Raw genomic sequence first — 22119 nt, 5'->3', positions numbered from 1 at the left:
ATGGTGGCAGCGATTCATCGACATGCAGCCGCGTAGACAGGAGTACCCCTCGTGACCGTCGACGGGCCGTTCGGGCTGAGCATGCGGGACCGGGCTCTCGAAGCCGATGTCCAGGCAGGGTTGTCGGCAGTCGAAGAAGGTCTCATGGAGGCCACGAAGAGCGACGTGCCGTTCATCACGGGTGCCGCCCAGCACCTCGTACGGGCCGGCGGGAAGCGCTTCCGGCCGCTGCTGGTGATGCTCGGCTCGCAGTTCGGGGACCCGTACGCGCCCGGCGTCGTACCGTCCGCGGTGGTTGTCGAGCTGACGCACCTGGCGACGCTGTACCACGACGACGTGATGGACGAGGCGGACGTACGGCGGGGGGTGCCCAGCGCCAACGCGCACTGGGACAACTCGGTCGCGGTGCTCACCGGCGACTTCCTCTTCGCGCGCGCCTCCAAGATACTCGCTGACCTCGGACCGGAGGCCGTCCGCATCCAGGCGGAGGCGTTCGAACGGCTGGTCACCGGCCAGATCCTGGAGACCGCGGGCCCGCAGGACGGGCAGGACCCGGTCGCCCACTACCTCGAGGTGCTCGCGGGCAAGACCGGCTCGCTGATCGCCGTCGCCTGCCGGTTCGGGGCGATGATGGGGGGCGCGGACGAGGGTGTCACCTCGATCCTCACGCAGTACGGCGAACGCGTCGGCACCGCCTTCCAGCTCGCGGACGACGTGCTCGACATCGCGAGCGACTCACACGAGTCGGGCAAGACCCCGGGCACGGACCTGCGTGAAGGCGTCGCCACACTCCCGGTGTTGTACGTCCGCGCGCACGCCGAGAACGGCGGCGCCGCGGCCGACCGCGAGCTGTGCCGACTGCTCGACGGGGACCTCACGGACGACGCGCGGCACGCGGAGGCGCTGGCGGGGCTGCGCGCGCACCCGGCGCTGGAGCAGGCCCGGCGCGACACCGTCCGGTACGCGCGGGAGGCGCGGGAAACGCTCCGGCCGCTGCCGGACTGCCCGGCGAAGAGTGCCCTCTCGGAACTCTGCGACGCGGTCGTGCACCGCGCGGGCTGAGGCCCGGGGGGTGGACGGCTGACGACTTCGCAGCTCCACCCGGGGGAGACCCACGCGGTGCGTGTCATCCCGTAGGAGTACGCGGACTTGCCTCCCTCGACTGACGCCACGGCGCCGCTGATTTGGTCCTATTGATGGACCATCCCGCACCGGTTCGGGTGACAATGGCGGCAGGGGATGGACGAGTGCGACGTACGGAACGGCCGCCGACCACGGAGGTAGGCACACACATGGCACAGATCCAACCGCGCAAACCGGGCAGGAAAGCGGTCCGGTACGGCGTCCCGGTGGCCGTCGCGGGCGCCGCTGCCGCGACCATCGGGCTCGTCCCGGCGCTCGCGGACACGGGTGACCCGGACCTGCCGAAGGTCACCGCCGAAGAGCTCGTCACAAAGATGGCGAAGTCGGATGTGCAGCACATGTCCGGCACTGTAAAGATCAACACGGACCTCGGCCTTCCCGCGCTTCCGGGCAGCGGCGGCGGCAACGGCGGCCACGGCCCGTTCGGCGGCGGCGACGAGCAGCGGGGCGGCGACAGCGAAGAGGGGGCCGAGAAGGAAGGTTCCGGCGCGGACCCGCAGAGCAAGCTCATGGAACTCGCCTCCGGCGAGCACACGCTCCGGGTCGCCACGGACGGTCCGGACAAGCAGCGCGTCTCGGTCGTCGAGGAGGCCGCCGAGTACAGCTTCATCCACAACGGCCAGGACATCTGGGCGTACGACAGCGCCAGCAACTCGGCCTTCCACGCACAGGCGCCGAAGGACGCGGGCAAGGGCAAGCAGCACAAGATGCCCGAGGGCATGGCGAACCTGACCCCGGAGAAGGCCGCCGACCAGGCGCTGAAGGCCGTCGACAAGACGACCTCGGTGTCCGTGGACGGCACCTCCAAGGTCGCGGGGCGCGACGCGTACACGCTCGTGATCAAGCCCAAGGCCGCCGCGGACTCCACCGTGGAGTCGGTCCGGATCGCGGTCGACGCGGACAACGGCGCACCGCTGAAGTTCACGCTGACCCCGGACGGCGGGGGCAAGCCCGTGATCGACATCGCGTACCGGAACGTCGACTTCGGCAAGCCCGGCGCGGACACCTTCGAGTTCAAGGCGCCGAAGGGCGCGAAGGTCACCGAGAAGGAGCTGGACGGGAAGGCGCCCGAGAAGGGCGCGAAGCCCGACCTCTCCGGCTTCGACGTGCTCGGCGAGGGCTGGAACACGGTCGTAGAGATCCCGCTCCCCGGCAACGCGCTGGCCGGTCCCATGGGCGGCGACAAGGAGGGCGGCGGCTCGGAGCAGATGAAGCGCCTGCTGGACGCCTTCACGGACGAGGCCAAGGGCGACTTCGGCACCGGCAGGGTCTTCGAGACCCGGCTGGTGAACGCCCTGATCACGGACGACGGCAAGGTCTTCGCGGGCGCCGTCACCAAGGACGGCCTGGTCAAGGCGGCCGACGAAGCCGCCAAGTAGGCCGGCCCGGCCCGTACGCCGTACGGGCACACCGGGGCACGCGCGAAGCAGCAGGCGACAAGAAGCACAGGACACCACGCTTCGCCGCTGTCCGGCAGCCGCCGGGCAGCGGCGAAGTTCCTCCCAGAGGAGCACCATGGCAGAGGCGGCCGAAGCCGTTGTCGAGACGCACGGGCTCAGCAAGCGGTACCGAGGCGGTCAGCTCGCCGTGGACAGCCTCGACTTGTCCGTGCCCAGCGGGAGCGTCTTCGGCTTCCTCGGGCCCAACGGCTCGGGCAAGACGACGACGATCCGGATGCTGCTCGGCCTGATCGAGCCGACCGGCGGCACCGCACATCTGCTCGGCGAGCCCATGCCGCGCGCGGCCAACCGTGTCCTTCCCCAGGTGGGCGCCCTGATCGAGGGGCCCGCGCTGTACGACTTCCTGTCCGGCCGCGACAACCTCATCCGCTACGACGCGGCCGACCCGACCGCCGATCCCCGCACCCGGCGCACCCGGGTCGCCGAGGCGCTGGACCGCGTCGGCCTGTCGGCGGCCGGCGCGAAGAAGGCCAAGGCGTACTCGCTGGGCATGAAGCAGCGCCTCGGGCTCGCCGCCGCACTGCTGCAGCCGCGCCGGCTGCTGGTGCTGGACGAGCCGACGAACGGGCTCGACCCCCAGGGCATGCGCGAGATTCGCAGCCTCGTCCGCGAGCTCGCCGACGACGGCATCACGGTCTTCCTCTCCTCCCATCTGCTGGACGAGATCGAGCAGGTCTGCTCGCACACCGCGGTGATGAGCCGCGGCAAGCTGATCACCCAGGGCACCGTCGCCGAGATGTCCGCGGGAGCGCGTGGCCGGCTCGTGGTCACCACCCCGGACACGGCGGAGGCCGTGCCGGTCCTCAAGGAACACGGAGTGATGGACGTGAGCGTCACCGCGGACCGGGTGACCGGCGAGCTGCCCGCCGCCGAGCCGCCCGATCTCGCCGATGTCAACGCCGCACTGGTGCGGGCCGACGTACGGGTGCGGGCGTTCGGACTGGAACGCGCCTCACTCGAGGACGTGTTCGTCGCGCTCACCGGGGAGGGCTTCGATGTCGCGGGCTGAGACCGAGACGCAGCCGGGCCAGGGCGGCCAGGATGGCAAGGATGGCAAGCGCGGCCGGGGTGGCAAGGGTGACCACGACGGCCAGGGCGTACGGGCGACAGCCGGTCCGGCCGCTGTCGCCACCGTGGGCAGGCGGCTGAGGCCGCTGGGTCTGGGCCTCTTCCACAGCGAACTCCTCACCACGTTCCGCCGCTGGCGGACGCTGGCGCTGCTCGCGGTCCTGGCGCTCGTACCGGTCCTGGTCGGGATCGCCGTCAAGATCGAGACGAGTGACGGGGGGACCGTCGGCGAAGGGGGAGGCGAGGGCCCCGCCTTCATCGCGCAGGTCACCAACAACGGCCTGTTCCTGGTGTTCACTTCACTCGCCGTCACCCTCCCCTTCTTCCTTCCCATGACCGTCGGCGTGATCGCCGGCGACTCCCTCGCGGGGGAGGCCTCCAGCGGCACGCTGCGCTATCTGCTGGTCGCTCCGGCGGGCCGCACCCGGCTGCTGCTGGTCAAATACGCCACCACGCTCGTCTTCTGCCTGGCCGCCACCCTGGTCGTGGCGGTCTCCGCACTGGCCGTGGGCTCACTGCTGTTCCCCCTCGGCGAGGTCACCCTCCTCTCCGGCACCACCGTGTCCTTCGGTGAAGGGCTGTGGCGTGCGCTGGTGATCGCCGTGCTGGTCGCGCTCTCCCTGCTCGGCCTGGCGGCGCTGGGGCTGTTCATCTCGACCCTGACGAACAGCGGTGTCACCGCCATGGCCGCCACCGTCGGCCTGCTGATCACCGTGCAGATCCTGGACACGATCCCGCAGTTGCACGCCATCCATCCGTTCCTCTTCCCCCACTACTGGCTGTCGTTTGGCGATATCCTCCGCGATCCGGTGTACTGGGACCCGCTGTTGAAGAACCTGGGCCTCCAGGCCCTCTACGGCGCCGTCTTCGGATCGGCCGCCTGGGCCCGCCTCACGACCAAGGACATCACCGCCTGAATCCGGCGAACCGAGCCGCCACTTGAGGGGTTGTCACCGAGGTGACGGCGAACTGACAGCACTCTGTTGCATCCGGGCTGAACACTGGTCCTGCTTCTCGGCCATTTCCGAGGAGAAGCGGAACCCTCGTCAACAGCCCGCCAACCGGGCTGCCCCCCACCCGGAGGTACCGGATGCGTCGTCGGTTGATCACCGGCCTGTCCAGCGCGGCCATCGCGCTGGCCACGACAGCCGCCTTGGCGGCTCCCGCGAACGCCGCGGACAAACTGCAGGTCATGTCCGACTGGAGCCAGACCAGCGCGAGCAGCCAGCAGGCATTCCTCAACGCACGCGCCAATCAGGGCGATTGGTCGGAGTACGGCTTCGACTGGAGCACTGACAAGTGCAGCAGCTCCCCTGACAACCCCTTCGGCTTCCCCTTCGAGAACGCCTGCATCCGGCACGACTTCGGTTACCGCAACTACAAGGCCGTCGGCCAGTTCGACGCCAACAAGTCGCGGCTCGACAGCGCCTTCTACGAGGACCTGAAGCGCGTCTGCAACGGATACTCCGGTGCGCAGAAGACCGCCTGCGACGGCCTCGCCTGGACGTACTACCAGGCCGTGTCCGCGGTCGGAGTGGCACCGGCCGACACCGCTGCCAAGACGGGCAAGGCCGCCTAGCCCGCTCTCCGGCGAATCATCTGCCTGCCCGCCCGTTCACCGACCGGGCGGGCAGTCGGCTGTCCGGCTCCGGCCCGTGCCTCTCAGTGCACACAGAACTCGTTCTCCTCCGGGTCCTTGAGCACCGACCACTCGCCGGACGGCTCGTTGACATGCTGGACCACCGTCGCCCCCAGTGACTCCAGCCGGGCGACCGTGGCGGCACGCCCCGCCGGGCCGGAATGCACGTCGATGTGCAGTCTGTTCTTGCCGGTCTTCGGCTCCGGCACCCGCACGAAGAGCAGCCTTCTGCCCAGGCCCGCGCCGCTGTCCGGGTCGAAGGGATCCTCGGGGTGCCGGGTCGCGGCGGCGTCCCGCCAGAACTTCCGCCCCTTGAACTCCACGCACAGCGACTCGTCGACGACGCCCTGGTCCAGAAGCCGCTCGATCCGCAGGCTGTTGTCCTCCAACTCGTAACCCAGCACGTCGGACCAGAAGGCGGCCTGGTGCTGCGGGTCGGCGGAGTCGATCACGAGCTTCCAGCCCAGAGTCATGTCCTGTCCTTCCATCGGGGCTTCCCATATCTGCGTAACCAGTTATAGTGGTTACATGAGCGAGACCGCAACGGGGATGACCCTCCATTCACCAGATGGGGTGGCGTACCACTTCGATCCCGGCTCCCTGTGTCTGGAGCTGCTCATGACCGGCGGCCCGGGGCCGCTGTCCCGATACGAAGTGCTGCACCAGCCCTCCAGTCTCGCCGTGTGGGCCGGCAGTTCACGCCTCGATCCGACGCCGCAGCTGGAGGTGACGGAGCTGGAGCTGGCCGCCGCGCGGGTGCTCCGCGACACAGTGCTGACGCTGGCACGTGACCGGCTGCGGGGGCGGGAGCCACGGCCGGAGGACCTGGAGACGGTGAACGCCGCGGCGGCGGAGCCGCCGCTGACGCCGGTTCTGGAGCAGGCCGGCGCGGGCGGCAGCGGGTGGGCGCGTCCGGCGACCGGCACCCAGCTGCTGTCGACCGTCGCCCGGGACGCGATCGACCTGTTCACCGGTCCGTACGCCCACCGGATACGCGAGTGCGGGGCCGACGACTGCTTCCTGATCTTCGTGGACACGTCGCGGCCCGGCCGGCGCCGCTGGTGCTCCATGGAGCGCTGCGGCAACCGCCACAAGGTGCGCGCCCTGCGCGCCCGGCAGGAAGAGCAGGACTCACCGCGGGAGAACGAGGGAGTGACCGCCATGGCCGGCAGCGCAGGAAGCAAGGGCAGCACCGTGACCAGTGGAAGCGCCGGGGCCGCGGCGAGCATCGGACTGACCGGGGACGCCGGATGGGAGATCGGCGTCTCGAAGACCCTCGCCCACCCGCCCGGCGCGGTATGGGACTTCATCACCGGTCCCGAGGGTCTGTCCTGCTGGCTCGGCGACGGCGTCGACCTGCACGACGCCGATCGGGGCCAGTCGTTCGAGACGGCGGACGGGACCGTCGGAGAGGTCCGCAGCCACCGCCCCGGCGACCGCATCCGGATCACCTGGCGGCCACCGGGCTGGGACCACGACACCACCGTGCAGGTCGCGGTGTCACCGGCCCGTGGGGCGAGCGAGAGAGCCGTGCTCCGCTTCCACCAGGAGCGGCTGGCCGGACCCGAGGAGCGGGAGCGGCAGCGCGCTCACTGGCGGGCGGTGATGGAGTCCGTGGTCGCCGCACTCGACGGCTGATCCGCCGCTGCCGCGGCGGCCGCCCGGGTGCGCAGCTCCACCCGGCCGTGGTGGGCCCGGCGCAGGGCGTCCCACGTCAGCAGGACCAGCGCGGTCCACACCAGCAGGAAGCCCGCCCAGCGCTCGGGCGGCATGGGCTCGTGGAAGACCAGCAGCCCCAGCACGAACATGAAGGCGGGAGCCATGTACTGAAGCAGTCCGATCGTCGACAGCGGCAGCCGTACGGCCGCGGCGCCGAAGAAGATCAGCGGCAGTGCGGTGGCGATGCCGGTGCACGCCAGCAGCAGCCCGTGCCCGAGACCCTCCGTGGTGAACGTGGCGTCACCGCGGGTTCCGAGATAGAGGAGGACGCCCAGCGCCGGCAGGAACTGCATGGCCGTCTCCGTGCTGAAGCTCTCCACGCCGTCCAGCTTCACGCGCTTCTTCAGCAGGCCGTACGTGGCGAAGCTGAAGGCGAGCGTGATGGACAGCCACGGCACCTGGCCGTAGCCGACGGAGAGCACCACCACCGCCAGCGCGCCGATGCCGACGGCCAACCACTGTGCGGGCCGCAGCCGTTCGCGCAGCATCAGCACACCGAACGCGATCGAGACGAGGGGGTTGATGAAGTAGCCGAGGGACGCCTCGATGACACGGTCGTTGGCGACCGCCCAGATGAACAGCCCCCAGTTCACGGAGATCACGGAGGCGGCGAGGAAAAGCAGCCCGAGCTTCTTGGGTTGCCGTGCCAGCGGCCGTATCCACGACCAGCGGCCCATCAGCACCAGCACCAGCAGCGCGGTGGGCAGTGACCACGCCATCCGGTGCGCGAGAGTCTCGAGGGCGGGGGTGGACTCCAGCAGATGCCAGTAGAGAGGGAGGAGGCCCCACAGGCCGTAGGCGGTGAATCCGAAGATGAGGCCGGTACGGGCCTGGCTCGTCGGCTGCATCTGGATCCTCCGGGGGCTGGGGCGAGACACCACGAAGGTAACGCCGAAACACCCGACTGTCATTCCCGTTCTGTGTGACGGTCATGACAGCCGGGTGAACGGCAGGAACGCGGCCGCCGAGCAGGTCAGCCGCCGACGGCGGTGGCCGGCCTCAGCCGACGACGGTCCAGGTGTCTCGGCCCGCGAGCAGCGAGCCCAACTCGCCCTTGCCCTGGTCCTGGACGGCCTGCTCCAGCTGATCCGACATCAGCGACTCGTAGACCGGGCGCTCGACATCCCGCAGCACACCGATCGGCGTGTGGTGCAGGGTGTCCGGGTCGGCGAGCCGGGACAGGGCGAAGGCGGTCGTCGGCGACGAGGCGTGCGCGTCGTGGACGAGGACGTCCGCGGTGCCGTGCTCGGCGACGTCGATGATCCGCAGATCACCCGTCGCCGGGTCGCGCACCACGCCGCGTGCCCCGAGCCCGTCGCCGCCGTCCTCCTCGCGCCAGGGTGCGCCGAAGCGGATCGGCTCGCCGTGCTCCAGCCGGATCACCGCCTCCTGCGCCTGCTCCTTGTCCTTGAGGATCTCGAAGGCACCGTCGTTGAAGATGTTGCAGTTCTGGTAGATCTCCACCAGCGACGTGCCCGGGTGGTCGGCGGCGGCGCGCAGCACCGAGGTGAGGTGCTTGCGGTCCGAGTCGACCGTACGGGCCACGAAGGACGCCTCGGCGCCCAGCGCGAGCGAGACCGGGTTGAAGGGGGAGTCGAGCGAGCCCATCGGCGTGGACTTGGTGATCTTCCCCGGCTCCGAAGTCGGCGAGTACTGCCCCTTGGTGAGGCCGTAGATCCGGTTGTTGAACAGCAGGATCTTCAGGTTCACATTGCGCCGCAGCGTGTGGATCAGGTGGTTCCCGCCGATGGAGAGCGCGTCGCCGTCACCCGTGACGACCCACACCGACAGGTCGCGCCGCGCGGCGGCCAGCCCCGTCGCGATGGCCGGGGCGCGGCCGTGGATGGAGTGCATCCCGTAGGTGTTCATGTAGTACGGGAAGCGGGAGGAGCAGCCGATGCCCGAGACGAAGACGATGTTCTCCTTCGCCAGTCCGAGGTCGGGCATGAAGCCCTGCACGGCGGCGAGGACGGCGTAGTCACCACAGCCCGGGCACCAGCGCACTTCCTGATCGGACTTGAAGTCCTTCATCGACTGATTGCCCTCGGCCTTCGGCACCAGGGACAGCAGGCCGCGATCCCGGGAGTCCCGGGTATCAGGCCCCTCCATGAGCTGCTCAGCCATTGTCTATGGCCTCCTTGAGAGCGTTCGCGAGCTGTTCCGCCTTGAACGGCAGCCCGCGGACCTGCGTGTAGGACTGCGCGTCGACGAGGTACTTGGCGCGCAGCAGTGCGGCCAGCTGCCCGAGGTTCATCTCCGGCACGACCACCTTGTCGTAACGCGCCAGCTCCTCACCGAGATTCCGCGGGAACGGGTTGAGGTGGCGCAGATGGGCCTGCGCTATACGGCCGCCCGCGCGCCGGATGCGCCGCACGGCGGCGGTGATCGGCCCGTAGGTGGAGCCCCAGCCCAGCACCAGCACGCCGGCCGGCCCGTCGTCCTCGGCGCCCGGGTCGTCGACCACCAGGTCCGGGACGTCGATCCCGTCCACCTTCGCCTGCCGGGTGCGCACCATGAACTCGTGGTTGGCCGGGTCGTACGAGATGTTGCCCGAGCCGTCCTGCTTCTCGATGCCGCCGATCCGGTGCTCCAGACCGGGCGTGCCGGGCACCGCCCAGGGCCTGGCGAGCGTCTCCGGGTCGCGCTTGTACGGCCAGAAGACCTCGGTGCCGTCGTCCAGTTGGTGGTTCGGCGCCTGCGTGAACTGCACGCGCAGGTCGGGCAGCGAGTCGATCTCGGGGATGCGCCAGGGCTCGGAGCCGTTGGCCAGGTACCCGTCGGACAGCAGGAAGACCGGCGTCCGGTACGTCAGCGCGATACGCGCCGCGTCCAGCGCAGCCGTGAAGCAGTCCGCGGGTGTCGACGGCGCGACGATCGGCACCGGCGCCTCGCCGTTCCGCCCGTACATCGCCTGCAGCAGGTCCGCCTGCTCGGTCTTGGTGGGCAGGCCGGTGCTCGGCCCGCCGCGCTGGATGTCGAGGATCAGCAGCGGCAGTTCCAGGGAGACCGCGAGGCCGATCGTCTCCGACTTCAGCGCCACGCCGGGCCCCGAGGTGGTGGTGACGCCCAGCGCTCCGCCGAAGGCCGCGCCCAGCGCGGCGCCGATGGCGGCGATCTCGTCCTCCGCCTGGAAGGTGCGGACGCCGAAGTTCTTGTGCTTGGACAGCTCGTGCAGCACGTCCGACGCGGGCGTGATCGGGTACGAGCCGAGGAACAGCGGCAGATCCGCCTGCTGGGAGGCGGCGATCAGCCCGTACGACAGCGCGAGGTTGCCCGAGATGTTGCGGTACGTCCCCGGGGGGAAGGCCGCCGCGGCCGGCGCGACCTCGTAGCTGACCGCGAAGTCCTCGGTGGTCTCGCCGAAGTTCCAGCCGGCGCGGTACGCCGCGACGTTCGCCTCGGCGACGTCCGGCTTCTTCGCGAACTTCGTCCGCAGGAACTGCTCGGTGGACGCCGTGGGCCGGTGGTACATCCAGGACAGCAGTCCCAGCGCGAACATGTTCTTGGACCGGCCGGCTTCCTTGCGGCCCAGGTCGTACTCCTTGAGCGCCTCGACGGTCAGCGTCGTCAACGGCACCTCGTGCACGCTGTACCCGTCCAGCGAGCCGTCCTCGAGCGGACTGGTCTCGTAGCCGACCTTGGCCATGGCGCGCTTCGTGAACTCGTCGGTGTTGACGATGAGCTCGGCGCCGCGCGGCAGGTCGCCGATGTTCGCCTTCAGCGCGGCCGGGTTCATGGCCACGAGCACGTTCGGGGCGTCGCCCGGAGTGAGGATGTCGTGGTCCGCGAAGTGGAGCTGGAAGCTGGAGACGCCGGGCAGCGTGCCTGCGGGGGCACGGATCTCGGCGGGGAAGTTCGGCAGCGTGGAAAGGTCGTTTCCGAAGGACGCCGTCTCCGAGGTGAAGCGGTCACCGGTGAGCTGCATGCCGTCGCCGGAGTCTCCCGCGAACCGGATGATCACCCGGTCCAGCTGCCGGACTTCCTTCTCGTTGGGCGGCCGTGCTCCGGCTGGGCTACTGACCTGACTGGTCACGGTAATTCTGACCTCCCTCGAGGCGGCGGCTCCACCGTCATCCTACGTGGGTCGTGTTCCTGCGGGTGGTCACATGCTGGACACTGGTGAGACGCCCAGACACTCGGACATGCCATCATCCGCCGGCGACCTAAAGCCTGCCTTGAGCTCCGAGCCAGGCTGTGGCCAGTGCTGACCGGCCCTGTCGGCGTTCGGCGGTGCCGCTCCGCGGCCACCGAGCCGCGGAGCGCGTGCTACGAATTGAGGTACGTGAGCACCGCGAGCACCCGGCGGTGATCCCCGTCACTCTGCGAGAGCCCCAGCTTCAGGAAGATGTTGCTGACGTGCTTCTCCACGGCTCCGTGGCTGACGACCAGCTGCGCGGCGATCGCCGAGTTCGTACGCCCCTCCGCCATCAGTCCGAGCACCTCGCGCTCCCGCGGGGTGAGCCCGGCCAGCACGTCCTGCTTGCGGCTCCGCCCCAGCAGCTGCGCGACGACCTCCGGGTCGAGCGCCGTACCGCCCTCGGCGACCCGTACGACCGCGTCGACGAACTCGCGTACCTCCGCCACCCGGTCCTTCAGCAAATAGCCGACCCCGTGGCTGGATCCGGCGAGCAGCTCCGTCGCGTACTGCTCCTCCACGTACTGGGACAGCACCAGCACCCCCAGCCCCGGGTGCGCGGCGCGCAGCCGCACCGCGGCCCGTACGCCCTCGTCGGTGTGCGTCGGCGGCATCCGTACGTCGGCGACCACCACGTCCGGCAGCTGTCCGCCGTCCGCGAGCTCCGCCACCGTCTTGACCAACGCCTCGCCGTCGCCCACCCCCGCGACGACCTCGTGCCCGCGGTCGGTCAGCAGACGCGTGAGCCCTTCCCGGAGCAGCACCGAGTCCTCAGCGATGACCACACGCACTCTGTCCTCCACAAGTCCGCCCCCGACCCACGATGGGGATGCGCACAGCATCCCAGACCGCGCCGCATCCCAGACCGCGCTCGGGGAGGCAGACGCGGTCAGGGCGGGCAGGGTTCAGCGCGCGGCGTGACGGGCCGGGGGACCGATCAGTCGCGCCATGGCAGTTCGGCCGTAACAGTAGTCGGGCCGCCCTCGGGCGAATCCAGGACGAGCAGCCCGTCGACGGAGTCCAGCCGCTCGGCAAGGCCGGCCAGCCCGGTGCCCGCGCCGGCGCCGGCGCCGCCCTTGCCGTCGTCCGTCACCTGGAGCATCAGCCGGTCCCCGGTCCGCCAGACGTCCACCGAGGCGCGGGTGGCGCGAGCGTGCTTGCTGATGTTCTGGAGCAGCTCGGAGACCGTGAAGTACGTGATGCCCTCGATGGCCTGGGCGGGCCGGGCATCCAGATCGACCGTGACCCGTACCGGCACGGTGCAGCGTGCGGCGACCGCGGACAGCGCGGCGCTCAGACCGCGGTCGGTGAGGATGGCGGGGTGGATGCCGCGGGCCAGGTCGCGGAGCTCCTGGAGGGCGAGCTTCACTTCGCCGTGCGCCTCGTCGACCATCCCCGCGGCGGTCTCCGGGTCCTCGAGGAGCTTCTCCTTGGCCAGGCCCAGGTCCATGGCGAGGGCGACGAGCCGGGCCTGCGCGCCGTCGTGCAGGTCGCGTTCGATACGGCGCAGGTCCGCGGCGGCCGTGTCCACCACCGCGCCTCGGTCCGACTCCAGCTCCCAGACCCGCGCGGCCAGCTTGGACGGGCCGAGCAGCCCGGCCACCATCAGCCGGTCGACCTGGGTCAGACCGCGGATGATCCACGGCGTGACGAGGACGAGTGCCAGGCCGGTGGCGGAGGCGAGGGCGATCTCGGGCGGGCTGTCGAGGTAGAAGCCGTGCCCTTCCGCGTCGCCCCACAGCTGTATGCCGGGCTGGTCGAGGTACGTGGGGAAGACCCACTGCCAGAGGGGATAGACCAGCAGCGCCCAGGCGTTGGCCCAGAAGACCACCGACACGGCGAAGGCGAACGTCGCCCACGGGAAGTGCAGCACCGCGTAGAGCAGGCTGCGCCAGGACACCCCGCTCCGGAACAGCGCGCCGACCCACGCCATCAGGCCCTTGCCGCGCTGCAGCGCGCGTACGGGCTCGGGCTCCGCCACGTCGTACCAGAGCAGCGCGCGGGCCCGCGCCCGTTCCATGGCGCCGATGGCGCGGCAGCACGAGAGGCCGGCGGCGAGCACGGGCACGCCCAGGAACGTGATCAGGAGTCCGGCGCCCAGCGTCACCATCGTGATCGAGAAGACGAAGGTGACCACGGCGATCGGCAGGCTGGTCAGCACGTAGAGGAGCTCGCGCCAGGCGCGTCCCGCGACGGGCGCGAGCAGAATCTCGGCCGCCCAGGAGCGGCGGTGCTCAGCCGGCCGGTGCTGCGGGGGGCCGTATGCCATGGCCGTGGTTCCCATGTGTCCTGTCCTTATCCGTCAAGTACGTCCGTCGGTGCCGGGTTCCGTCCCACCACTACGAGCGGGCTGACTCCAGCATCGGGCGCGCGGCGGACCCGGGCCATGGCGCCGGTCGGTGTCTTCGGGCTGGGGTTTACCCCACCTCCCGAGGGGACTCAGCTGCCCGTGCGTCACCGCGTCGGCACCCTGGGCAAGGAGGCGGACAGGCGGCCAGGGGCCTCAGCGGTCCGCGGACTCCCGGCGCCGCCACGGCAGCTCCGCGGTGATCACGGTGGGGCCGCCCTCGGGGGAGTCCAGCACCAGCAGGCCGTCGACGGAGCCAAGCCGCTCGGCGAGACCGGCCAGCCCCGTGCCGCCGGAGCCGGAGGGGCTCGCGGTCAGCGACGAGGTCGCGCCGCCCTTGCCGTCGTCCTGCACCTGCACCAGCAGCCGCTGGTCCGAACGCCACAGGTCCACCTGGGCCGTACGCGCCCCGCTGTGCTTGCTGATGTTCTGCAGGAGCTCCGAGACGGTGAAATACGCGATGCCCTCGATCGCCGCCGCCGGGCGCTCCGTGAGGTCCGACACCACCTTGACGGGGACCGTGCAGCGTGCGGAGAGCGCGGACAGCGCCGGGCCCAGGCCGCGGTCGGTGAGGATGGCGGGGTGGATGCCGCGGGCCAGGTCGCGGAGCTCCTGGAGGGCGAGCTTCACTTCGCCGTGCGCCTCGTCGACCATCTCGGCAGCGGCCTCGGGGTCTTCGAGGAGCTTCTCCTTGGCCAGGCCGAGGCCCATGGCGAGGGCGACGAGCCGGGCCTGGGCGCCGTCGTGCAGGTCGCGTTCGATACGGCGCAGGTCGGCGGCGGCCGTGTCCACCACCGTGCCCCGGTCCGACTCGAGTTCGGCGATACGGCGCTCCAACTCGTCGGAGGGCGACAGCAGGCCGCGTACGAGCGCGCGGTCCACGTTCGTCAGGCCGCGCGCGACCCAGGGCAGCACCGGCCAGCCGACGAAGAGGGACATGAGCGTGATGACGAACGTGAACACGTCCCACGGCAGCCGTATGAAGGCGTAGAGCGCGTGCCGCCACGCGACCGAGTCCTTGAGGTGCGCCCAGATCCAGGAGACGGCGCCCTTCTCCGGAACGTGGACGGGGCTGGGCTCGTCGATCCGCATCCTCAGCAGCCCGCGGGCCCGCGCCCGTTCGAGCTTGCCGAACAGCCGGCAGCCGAGCAGGCAGAGGGCGAGCAGCGGCAGCCCGACGACCGTGACGGACAGGCCGCCGCCCACGAAGACGCAGGCGGTGACGTAGACGAAGCCGATCAGGCCGACCGGCAGATTGCCGAGGAGGTGCGCGATCTCCCGCCATGTCTGCGCACCGAAGGTGCCGCGTGGTGGCGGGAGGCGCTCTTCCCCGGACTCGTAGGGGCTCGCGGGGCTCGCGGACATAGGCCTAGCCTGCCGGTCGGGGGCGTCTGGCGCCATGGGGCTGGCCCTTATAAACACTCGACGCTGCCGCCGAAGGCATAGGGGTGGCTCTCGTTGCGAGGTACGGAGGCGGCGGGCGCCGCGCGTACGGGGGCGCGGGGCGCCGGGGGCTCGCACGCCGGCAGCCGCGCCCGCGGCCGGCGTGATCCCGAACGCTCCGACTCGCTGCGCAGGCTGGTGCCGCAGGCGCTCGTCGTCGCGTTCCTGGCGGGCAGCACCTCGGCGTTCGTGGTGCACGACAAGTCGGTCACCCTGAACGTGGACGGCCGCCAGCGCACCCTGCACACCTTCGCGGACACCGTGGACGAACTGCTGGCGGAGGAGGGTGTGGAGCTCGGCGCGCACGACGCCGTCGCCCCCGCCCCGGACACGTCGCTCGACAGCGGCGAGGAGATCGCCGTACGCCGTGGCCGCCCCGTCGACGTCACGCTGGACGGCGAACTGCGCACGGCGTGGACGACGGCGCAGACGGTGGCGGGCGCGCTCCGGGAGTGGGGAGTGCGGGCGGAGGGCGCGTACGTGTCCACCGGGCGGCACGCGCGGATCGGCCGTACGGGCGGGACGCTGGTGGTGCGGACCGAGCGGAGCGTCACCGTGCTCGCGGACGGGCGGCGGCACCCGCTGCGGACGAACGCGGCGACGGTCGGGGAGGCCGTCGGGCAGGCGGGCGTCACGCTGCGCGGCGAGGACACCACCTCGGTGCCGCCGGACAGTTTCCCGCGGGACGGCCAGACGATCACCGTCCTGCGGATCGTCGGGAAGGAGAAGATCCGCGAGGAGACGATCGGCTTCGAAACGGTCCACCGCGAGGATCCCGAACTGAGCCGCGGCACCTCGCTCGTCGCGCGGGCGGGCCGCCACGGCGTACGGCGGGTCACGTACCACCAGCGCACCGTGAACGGCGTGGCGCAGCGGCCGAAGCGCGTCGGCACCGAGGTGGTGCAGAAGCCGCTGTCGCGGATCGTCCGGATCGGGACGAAGTCGCTGCCGGCCTCCGTGGCGGGCGCCGACTCGCTCAACTGGCAGGCGCTGGCGGAGTGCGAGTCCGGCGGCAGGGCCAACGCGGTCGATCCGTCGGGGACATACGGCGGCCTGTACCAGTTCGACACCCAGACCTGGCAGAGCCTGGGCGGTGAGGGCCGCCCGCAGAACGCGCCCGCGTCGGAGCAGACGTACCGGGCCAAGAAGCTGTACGTGCAGCGGGGGGCGAGTCCGTGGCCGGTGTGCGGCCGTAAACTGCACCAGTGAGCGCAGCCCCCGACCCCTCCGGCCCACCGGACCCGCACGGGCCCGCCGGGGACCCCGGCACCGGCCCGGGCCCCCACCCCGATCCCGGACCCGGCACCGCCAGTCCCCTCCTCGGCCCCGCGGACGTACGGGAACTCGCCGCCGCCCTCGGCGTACGCCCCGCCAAGCAGCGCGGCCAGAACTTCGTCATCGACGCGAACACGGTGCGCCGCATCGTGCGGACCGCCGGAGTCCGCCCCGACGACGTGGTGGTGGAGATCGGCCCGGGCCTCGGCTCGCTGACCCTCGCGCTGCTGGAGTCGGCGTCGCGCGTCGTCGCCGTCGAGATCGACGAGGTGCTGGCGGCGGCGCTGCCCGCGACCGTCGAGGCACGGCTGCCGTCCCGTGCGGGACGTTTCGCGCTGGTGCGGTCCGACGCGATGCTCGTACGGGAGCTGCCCGGGCCGCCGCCCACCGCGATGGTCGCCAACCTCCCGTACAACGTGGCGGTGCCGGTGCTGCTGCACATGCTGGAGACGTTCCCGGGCATCGAACGGACCCTGGTGATGGTGCAGTCGGAGGTCGCCGACCGGCTGGCGGCGCCGCCCGGTTCGAAGGTGTACGGCGTGCCGTCCGTGAAGGCGGCGTGGTACTGCGAGGTGAAGCGCGCGGGCGCGATCGGGCGCACGGTGTTCTGGCCCGCGCCCAACGTGGACTCCGGGCTGGTCTCGCTGGTCCGCCGCGAGCCGCCGGAGACGGGCGCCACGCGCGAGGAGGTGTTCGCGGTGGTGGACGCGGCGTTCGCGCAGCGCCGCAAGACGCTGCGCGCGGCGCTGGCAGGCTGGGCCGGTTCGGGGGCCGCGGCGGAGGAGGCGCTGGTGGCCGCGGGCGTCTCGCCCAAAGCGCGCGGGGAGTCGCTGACGGTCGAGGAGTTCGCCCGTATCGCGGAGCGGCGGCCGGCGGCGGCCGGGCGGGACGGGCACGCGCAGCGCGCCCAACAGGCCGCGCGGGGACGGCAGTACACGGAGAGGGCGCGGAGCGCACCCGACGAGCACGACGCGCGGCCGGCGCACGACGCGCGGCGCCCGCGGGACGGAGGCGGCACAGCATGACGGACACCGTGACCGTACGGGTCCCGGCCAAGGTCAACGTCCAGCTCGCGGTCGGCGGGCTGCGCCCGGACGGCTTCCACGGGCTCGCGAACGTCTTCCTCGCCGTCGGCCTCCACGACGAGGTCACCGCGTCCCCGGCGGACGTTCTGCGGATCGGCGCCACCGGTCCGGACGCCCACCAAGTTCCGCTGGACGACACCAATCTGGCCGCCCGCGCGGCACGGGCGCTCGCCGCGCACCACGGCCTGGACGCTCCCGCCGTACACCTCGGCCTGCGCAAGGACATCCCCGTCGCGGGCGGCATGGCCGGGGGCAGCGCGGACGCGGCGGGCGCGCTGGTGGCGTGCGACGCGCTGTGGGGCACCCGTACGCCGCGCGGGGAACTGCTCGCGCTGTGCGCCGAGTTGGGCTCGGACGTGCCGTTCAGCCTGCTCGGCGGTGCCGCGCTGGGCCGGGGCCGCGGCGAACTGCTCACGCCGCTGGCGGTCGGCGGCACGTTCCACTGGGTGTTCGCGGTGGCGGACGGCGGGCTGTCCACGCCGGAGGTCTACCGCGAGTGCGACCGTCTCCGCGAAGCCTCCGGTACGGGCGCCACGGTGGCCGCCGTACCGGAGCCGGAGCCCTCCCCCGCGCTCCTCGACGCGCTCCGCGACGGTGACGCGGCGGCGCTCGCCGCATCGCTGGCGGGCCCGGACGGCGCCTCCTCCAACGACCTGCAGCCCGCGGCGCTTTCGCTGCGCCCCGCACTCGCCGACACGCTCAAGGCGGGCACGTCGGCGGGCGCGCTCGCCGGACTCGTCTCCGGATCGGGCCCGACGTGCGCGTTCCTCACGGAGAGCGCGGAGTCGGCCGCTTCGGTCGCCGAGTCGCTGCTGGCCTCGGGCACCTGCCGCACCGCCCGCCCGACCACCGCCCCGGCCCCGGGCGCGACGCTGCTGAGCTGAGCCGTACGGAGCACGCGCGGGCGCGCACCGTACGGGAGGGCGGCACCGTACGGAGCACGCGCGGGCGCGCACCGTACGGGAGGGCGCGCGGTCAGCCCTGGAGGGCGCGGCGCAGGCCGAGGTTGCTCGTCAGCAGGCCGCCGTCCACCGGCAGGGTGACTCCCGTGACCCAGGCGGCGTCCGCCGAGGCGAGGAAGGCGACGGCGGCGGCGATGTCGTCCGGGCGGCCGACCCGCCCCAGCGGGTACTCGCTCACGGCCCGTTCGAGCGACCCTTCGCGGCCCACCCAGGCGCCGGTGTCGACGGTGCCGGGCGCGACCAGGTTCACGCGCACCCCGCGTTCCGCGCTCCGGCCCGCGAGCGTCCTGGTGAGGCTCGCGAGTCCGGCCTTGGCCGCGCTGTACGAGTGGTTGCCGAAGTCCCGTTCGCCGTTGACGGAACCGATGTTCACGATGGCCCCGCGGCCGCCCGCCGCCGCCAGGTGCGGCATCGCGGCGCGGGCGCAGCGGAAGGCGCCGTTCAGCGTGATGTCGAGGTCGCGCTGCCACACCTCGTCGGTCTCGTCCTCGAACAGCGGGGTGTCCGGGTGGCAGGAGAAGGCGTTGTTGACGAGGACGTCCAGGCCGCCGAAGCGTTCGACGGCGTACGCCACCGCCGCCTCCACCGCCGTACGGTCGCCCACGTCGCAGCCCATCGCCGCCGCCTCGCCGCCGGTGCTGCCGCGGCCGGAGCCCCCTGGGCCGGGGCCGGCCGAACCCCCGGCGGCCTGCCGGGCGTTGAGGGCCGCGGCGGCGCGTTCGGCGCGTTCCGTGTCGAGGTCGGTGACGAGCACCCGCGCGCCCTCCGCGGCCAGCCGTCCGGCGACGGCCTCCCCGATCCCCCGCCCCGCTCCGGTGACCAGCGCCGTGTACCCCTCAAATCGCCACATCGGCTCAGCATATGCCGCCCCGCCTCGGCCAAGCGGGTCTCGTACGGCGGGGCTCCGCGTCAGTCCGGCAGGCAGCCGCGCAGCGCCCGTACGAGCGCCTGCGCGCGCGGGTCGGAGGTCACGGAGCGCTGCATGCCCGCCGTGACGTACGCGAAGGCGATCCCCGTGCCGGGGTCGGCGAACGCCAGCGAGCCGCCGCGCCCCGGGTGCCCGAACGAGCCCTCGCCGAGCATCGGGGAGGCGGGGCTGTGCAGCATGTAGCCGAGCCCGAAACGGGTGTTGACGACCAGCACCCGGTCCGGGCCGCCGGACTCCTGCGAACGCGCCTGGGCGAGCGTCGCCGGGGTGAACAGCCGTCGCCCGCCGTCCACGCCGCCGATGAGCGACGCGTAGAACGCGGACAGCGCACGCGCCGTGCCGACGCCGCCCGAGCCGGGGAGCCCGGCGGCCAGATACGCCGGGGCGTTCTCGTCCACCGGCTCCCCCGGGGCCCCGTCGCCGGGTGCGCCCGCGCCCACCGCCCCGAACGCCCGCCGCGTCAGCGAGTCCGGGTCCCGGTACGCCGCGGCCACCGCCGGCTTGGCCCGTACGCGCAGCCCGCGTCCCGGCGCCCGTTCCGGCACCGGCGCCTCCGCGATACGGGCGACGCGCGGGGTCTCCGACGGCGGCAGCCCGAGCCACAGGTCCAGGCCGCCCAGCGGCGCCGCCACTTCCTCCGCGAACCAGCGGCCCAGCGTGCGGCCGGTGACCCGCTGCACCAGTTCGCCGAGGAGCCAGCCGAAGGTGTGCGGGTGGTAGCCGTGCGCGGTGCCGGGTTCCCACTCGGGCGCCTGCGCGGCCACCGCGCGCGGCCCGCTGACCCCGTCGGCGGCCTCGGCGGGGCTGAGCGGCCGGTCGAGTACGGGCAGTCCGGCGCGGTGCGAGAGCAGGTGCCGTACGAGCACCCGCTCCTTGCCGTTCGCCTTGAACTCCGGCCAGTACGTGCCCACGGGCGCGTCCAGGTCCAGCAGGCCGCGCTGGTGCAGCAGGTGCGGTACCGCGGCCGCGGGGCCCTTGGTGGCGGAGCGCAGAAGCACGGCCGTACCGGAAGTCCAGGGCTGTGCAGGCTGCGTACGGTCCTTGGCGCCGCCCCACAGGTCGACGACGGGGTGGCCGCCGCGGTGTACGGCGAATGCCGCACCCGTGTCGCCGCGTTCGGTGAAGTTCGCCGCGAACGCGTCGCGGACCGCCTCGAACCCGTCCGCCACCGTGCCCTGGACGTCCACCACGTGCCTGCCCCCGTTCCTCACCGTTCCTCAACATGCCGTGCCGGGCCGTTTATGCCATGGCGTACTTGCCGTGCCGTCTGCGCCGCCGTCCACACCGTGCGGTTTGCGCCGTACCGCACCTTCCATGCTGCTACGCGCGCGGCGCCTGTACGGATCCGGGGTCGAAACCGAAGGGCAGCTCCAGCCGGTGGGCCCGCATCAGTCCGTCGTCGCACAGCAGGTCGCGGGTGCCCCCGTCGGCGACGATCACACCGTCGCTGAGGACCACCGCGCGCGGGCAGAGCTCCATGGCGTACGGCAGGTCGTGCGTGACCATCAGCACGGTGATGTCGAGGTCCCGCAGGATGGCGGCCAGTTCGCGGCGGGAGGCCGGGTCGAGGTTCGAGGACGGCTCGTCCAGTACGAGGATCTCCGGCCGCATCGCGAGGACGGTGGCCACCGCGACGCGGCGCCGCTGCCCGAACGACAGGTGGTGCGGCGGTCGGTCGGCGTACGGCTCCATGCCGACCTGGCGGAGCGCGTCGGCGACCCGCGCCTCCAGTTCGTCGCCGCGCAGCCCGGCCGCGGCCGGTCCGAACGCGACGTCCTCCCGGACGGTGGGCATGAACAGCTGGTCGTCCGGGTCCTGGAAGACGATGCCCACCATGCGGCGTACGTCGGCGAGACGGTCCCGGACGACGGGCAGCCCCGCGACCGTCACGGTGCCTGCGCCGGGGCTCAGGATGCCGTTGAGGTGGAGGACGAGGGTGGTCTTCCCGGCGCCGTTCGGGCCGAGCAGCGCGACGCGTTCACCGCGCGGCACGGTCAGGTCGACGCCGAACAGCGCCTGGTGCCCGTCGGGGTAGGCGTACGCGAGCCCGCGCACCTCCAGCGAAGGCGGGGCGGGGGCGGGCTCCGGGTGGCGGCCGTGCGGGGCGGCTTCCGGCTCGCCCGCGGCGTCTCGTGCGGTCATCTCAGCAGCCATCCTGCCAGGCATACGGCGAGCGCCGTCGCGGGGAGCAGTGCGGTACGCGCCCACTGCGCGCGGGTGGCGGTCACCTCGTCGATGACGGGCATGGTGCCCGCGTAGCCGCGGCTGAGCATGGCCAGGTGGACGCGTTCGCCGCGCTCGTAGGACCGGATGAACAGGGTTCCCGCGGACTTCGCGAGCACCCCCCAGTGCCGGACGCCGCGCGCCTCGAAGCCGCGGGAGGCGCGGGCGATGCGCATGCGGCGCATCTCGTCGGCGATGACGTCGCCGTAGCGGAGCATGAACGACGCGATCTGCACGAGCAGCGGCGGGAGCCGCAGGCGCTGCAGGCCGAGCAGCAGGGCGCGCAGTTCGGTGGTGGCGGCGAGGAGGACGGAGGCGGCGACGCCGAGGGTGCCCTTGGCGAGGACGTTCCAGGCGCCCCACAGGCCGGGTTCGGAGAGGGACAGGCCGAGCCACTCGACGCGCGGGCCCTCCGCGACGAACGGCAGCAGCACGGCGAAGGCCACGAACGGCACCTCGATCAGCAGCCGTTTGAGCCACAGCCCGAACCGGACGCGGGCCACCGCGGCGACGGCCGCGAGCAGCACGGCGTACAGCCCGAACGCCCACATCACCTCGCGCGGCGTGGACACCACGACGAGGACGAAGCAGAGGACGGCGACGAGCTTGCAGTGCGGCGGCAGCGCGTGCACAGGTGAACTCCCGTGCTGGTACAGCCTGTGCGCGTGCCCCGCGCCGCCGCCGGCGCCCAC

20 protein-coding genes and 1 pseudogene are annotated in these 22119 nt (G+C 72.2%); 10 read left to right on the top strand and 11 right to left on the bottom strand.

What is annotated here, in order from left to right; all coding sequences use genetic code 11:
* Positions 1-51: 51 nt before the first annotated feature.
* The 5 genes from DVA86_RS31550 (at position 52) to DVA86_RS31530 (ending at position 5250) form a co-directional block, all read left to right on the top strand.
* Complete coding sequence (locus DVA86_RS31550; RefSeq protein ID WP_208883436.1) at positions 52-1062, top strand: polyprenyl synthetase family protein; 1011 nt, start codon at positions 52-54, stop codon at positions 1060-1062.
* A 230-nt stretch (positions 1063-1292) separates the two neighbouring features.
* Entirely contained in the window at positions 1293-2522 is a 1230-nt protein-coding gene (locus DVA86_RS31545; protein ID WP_208883434.1) for a LolA family protein, read from the top strand.
* 136 nt (positions 2523-2658) lie between these two features.
* On the top strand, positions 2659-3612 hold the full coding sequence (locus tag DVA86_RS31540; RefSeq protein WP_208883432.1) for an ABC transporter ATP-binding protein: 954 nt from the start codon (positions 2659-2661) through the stop codon (positions 3610-3612).
* Positions 3599-4588 carry an ABC transporter permease gene (locus DVA86_RS31535; protein WP_208883429.1) on the top strand — a complete coding sequence of 330 codons (990 nt, stop codon included), beginning with the start codon at positions 3599-3601 and terminating at the stop codon, positions 4586-4588. Before DVA86_RS31540 ends, DVA86_RS31535 begins: the two co-directional genes overlap by 14 nt.
* 173 nt (positions 4589-4761) lie before the next feature.
* The gene (locus tag DVA86_RS31530; RefSeq protein WP_208883428.1) at positions 4762-5250 is read left to right on the top strand and encodes a phospholipase; all 489 of its coding nucleotides are present in this window, start codon (positions 4762-4764) and stop codon (positions 5248-5250) included.
* Positions 5251-5333: 83 nt separating this feature from the next.
* On the opposite strand, the gene DVA86_RS31525 is transcribed toward DVA86_RS31530, so the two are convergent.
* Positions 5334-5783 carry a VOC family protein gene (locus DVA86_RS31525; protein WP_208883426.1) on the bottom strand — a complete coding sequence of 150 codons (450 nt, stop codon included), beginning with the start codon at positions 5781-5783 and terminating at the stop codon, positions 5334-5336.
* 55 nt (positions 5784-5838) lie between these two features.
* Here DVA86_RS31525 and DVA86_RS31520 point away from each other — a divergent pair.
* A pseudogene (locus DVA86_RS31520) lies at positions 5839-6438 on the top strand (CGNR zinc finger domain-containing protein); the annotation flags it as partial.
* A gap of 99 nt (positions 6439-6537) precedes the next feature.
* Positions 6538-6948 carry an SRPBCC family protein gene (locus tag DVA86_RS31515; protein WP_425471011.1) on the top strand — a complete coding sequence of 137 codons (411 nt, stop codon included), beginning with the start codon at positions 6538-6540 and terminating at the stop codon, positions 6946-6948.
* Here DVA86_RS31515 and rarD read toward each other — a convergent pair.
* The 6 genes from rarD to DVA86_RS31485 all read right to left on the bottom strand — a co-directional run bounded on the left by rarD (position 6900) and on the right by DVA86_RS31485 (position 14876).
* Entirely contained in the window at positions 6900-7877 is a 978-nt protein-coding gene (gene rarD, locus DVA86_RS31510; protein ID WP_208883424.1) for an EamA family transporter RarD, read from the bottom strand. The two genes, DVA86_RS31515 and rarD, sit on opposite strands and share 49 nt — an antisense overlap.
* A gap of 151 nt (positions 7878-8028) precedes the next feature.
* The gene (locus DVA86_RS31505; RefSeq protein WP_208883422.1) at positions 8029-9153 is read right to left on the bottom strand and encodes a 2-oxoacid:ferredoxin oxidoreductase subunit beta; all 1125 of its coding nucleotides are present in this window, start codon (positions 9151-9153) and stop codon (positions 8029-8031) included.
* Positions 9146-11062, bottom strand: coding sequence for a 2-oxoacid:acceptor oxidoreductase subunit alpha (locus tag DVA86_RS31500; RefSeq protein ID WP_208883420.1), 1917 nt, complete (start codon positions 11060-11062; stop codon positions 9146-9148). Before DVA86_RS31500 ends, DVA86_RS31505 begins: the two co-directional genes overlap by 8 nt.
* Before the next feature lie 233 nt (positions 11063-11295).
* On the bottom strand, positions 11296-11955 hold the full coding sequence (locus DVA86_RS31495; protein WP_281279336.1) for a response regulator transcription factor: 660 nt from the start codon (positions 11953-11955) through the stop codon (positions 11296-11298).
* A 146-nt stretch (positions 11956-12101) separates the two neighbouring features.
* Positions 12102-13448 (bottom strand): sensor histidine kinase, encoded by a 1347-nt coding sequence (locus DVA86_RS31490; RefSeq protein WP_245997405.1) that lies wholly within the window; start codon positions 13446-13448, stop codon positions 12102-12104.
* A gap of 219 nt (positions 13449-13667) precedes the next feature.
* On the bottom strand, positions 13668-14876 hold the full coding sequence (locus DVA86_RS31485; protein ID WP_208883417.1) for a sensor histidine kinase: 1209 nt from the start codon (positions 14874-14876) through the stop codon (positions 13668-13670).
* A gap of 93 nt (positions 14877-14969) precedes the next feature.
* On the opposite strand from DVA86_RS31485, the gene DVA86_RS31480 reads away from it, so the two are divergent.
* Genes DVA86_RS31480 through DVA86_RS31470 form a run of 3 tightly spaced genes read left to right on the top strand, consistent with a single transcriptional unit; the run spans position 14970 to position 18198 of the window.
* Complete coding sequence (locus tag DVA86_RS31480) at positions 14970-16163, top strand: resuscitation-promoting factor (protein ID WP_208883415.1); 1194 nt, start codon at positions 14970-14972, stop codon at positions 16161-16163.
* Complete coding sequence (rsmA, locus tag DVA86_RS31475) at positions 16160-17254, top strand: 16S rRNA (adenine(1518)-N(6)/adenine(1519)-N(6))-dimethyltransferase RsmA (protein WP_208883413.1); 1095 nt, start codon at positions 16160-16162, stop codon at positions 17252-17254. Before DVA86_RS31480 ends, rsmA begins: the two co-directional genes overlap by 4 nt.
* Positions 17251-18198 (top strand): 4-(cytidine 5'-diphospho)-2-C-methyl-D-erythritol kinase, encoded by a 948-nt coding sequence (locus DVA86_RS31470; RefSeq protein WP_208883412.1) that lies wholly within the window; start codon positions 17251-17253, stop codon positions 18196-18198. The genes rsmA and DVA86_RS31470 overlap by 4 nt, the downstream gene beginning before the upstream one ends.
* A 91-nt stretch (positions 18199-18289) precedes the next feature.
* On the opposite strand, the gene DVA86_RS31465 is transcribed toward DVA86_RS31470, so the two are convergent.
* The 4 genes from DVA86_RS31465 to cbiQ all read right to left on the bottom strand — a co-directional run bounded on the left by DVA86_RS31465 (position 18290) and on the right by cbiQ (position 22119).
* The gene (locus DVA86_RS31465; RefSeq protein WP_208883410.1) at positions 18290-19126 is read right to left on the bottom strand and encodes an SDR family NAD(P)-dependent oxidoreductase; all 837 of its coding nucleotides are present in this window, start codon (positions 19124-19126) and stop codon (positions 18290-18292) included.
* 59 nt (positions 19127-19185) lie between these two features.
* Positions 19186-20394 (bottom strand): serine hydrolase domain-containing protein, encoded by a 1209-nt coding sequence (locus DVA86_RS31460; protein WP_208883409.1) that lies wholly within the window; start codon positions 20392-20394, stop codon positions 19186-19188.
* 130 nt (positions 20395-20524) lie between these two features.
* Positions 20525-21346: an energy-coupling factor ABC transporter ATP-binding protein gene (locus DVA86_RS31455; protein ID WP_245997404.1), complete on the bottom strand. Its 822-nt coding sequence runs from the start codon at positions 21344-21346 to the stop codon at positions 20525-20527.
* Positions 21343-22119 carry a cobalt ECF transporter T component CbiQ gene (gene cbiQ / locus DVA86_RS31450; protein ID WP_208883405.1) on the bottom strand — a complete coding sequence of 259 codons (777 nt, stop codon included), beginning with the start codon at positions 22117-22119 and terminating at the stop codon, positions 21343-21345. Before cbiQ ends, DVA86_RS31455 begins: the two co-directional genes overlap by 4 nt.

This window comes from Streptomyces armeniacus, from assembly GCF_003355155.1.
In the GTDB taxonomy this organism is placed as follows: Bacteria; Actinomycetota; Actinomycetes; order Streptomycetales; family Streptomycetaceae; genus Streptomyces; species Streptomyces armeniacus.
Note: the sequence above shows the minus strand (reverse complement) of the source record. Positions and strands in the feature narration are given on the sequence as shown.

Coding starts and splice junctions, on each gene's coding strand:
- DVA86_RS31545 (WP_208883434.1), top strand. CDS start 1,293: ATGGCACAGATCCAACCGCGCAAACCGGGCAGGAAAGCGGTCCGGTAC.
- DVA86_RS31540 (WP_208883432.1), top strand. CDS start 2,659: ATGGCAGAGGCGGCCGAAGCCGTTGTCGAGACGCACGGGCTCAGCAAG.
- DVA86_RS31535 (WP_208883429.1), top strand. CDS start 3,599: ATGTCGCGGGCTGAGACCGAGACGCAGCCGGGCCAGGGCGGCCAGGAT.
- DVA86_RS31530 (WP_208883428.1), top strand. CDS start 4,762: ATGCGTCGTCGGTTGATCACCGGCCTGTCCAGCGCGGCCATCGCGCTG.
- DVA86_RS31525 (WP_208883426.1), bottom strand. CDS start 5,783: ATGACTCTGGGCTGGAAGCTCGTGATCGACTCCGCCGACCCGCAGCAC.
- rarD (WP_208883424.1), bottom strand. CDS start 7,877: ATGCAGCCGACGAGCCAGGCCCGTACCGGCCTCATCTTCGGATTCACC.
- DVA86_RS31505 (WP_208883422.1), bottom strand. CDS start 9,153: ATGGCTGAGCAGCTCATGGAGGGGCCTGATACCCGGGACTCCCGGGAT.
- DVA86_RS31490 (WP_245997405.1), bottom strand. CDS start 13,448: ATGGGAACCACGGCCATGGCATACGGCCCCCCGCAGCACCGGCCGGCT.
- DVA86_RS31485 (WP_208883417.1), bottom strand. CDS start 14,876: ATGTCCGCGAGCCCCGCGAGCCCCTACGAGTCCGGGGAAGAGCGCCTC.
- DVA86_RS31470 (WP_208883412.1), top strand. CDS start 17,251: ATGACGGACACCGTGACCGTACGGGTCCCGGCCAAGGTCAACGTCCAG.
- DVA86_RS31465 (WP_208883410.1), bottom strand. CDS start 19,126: ATGTGGCGATTTGAGGGGTACACGGCGCTGGTCACCGGAGCGGGGCGG.
- DVA86_RS31455 (WP_245997404.1), bottom strand. CDS start 21,346: ATGACCGCACGAGACGCCGCGGGCGAGCCGGAAGCCGCCCCGCACGGC.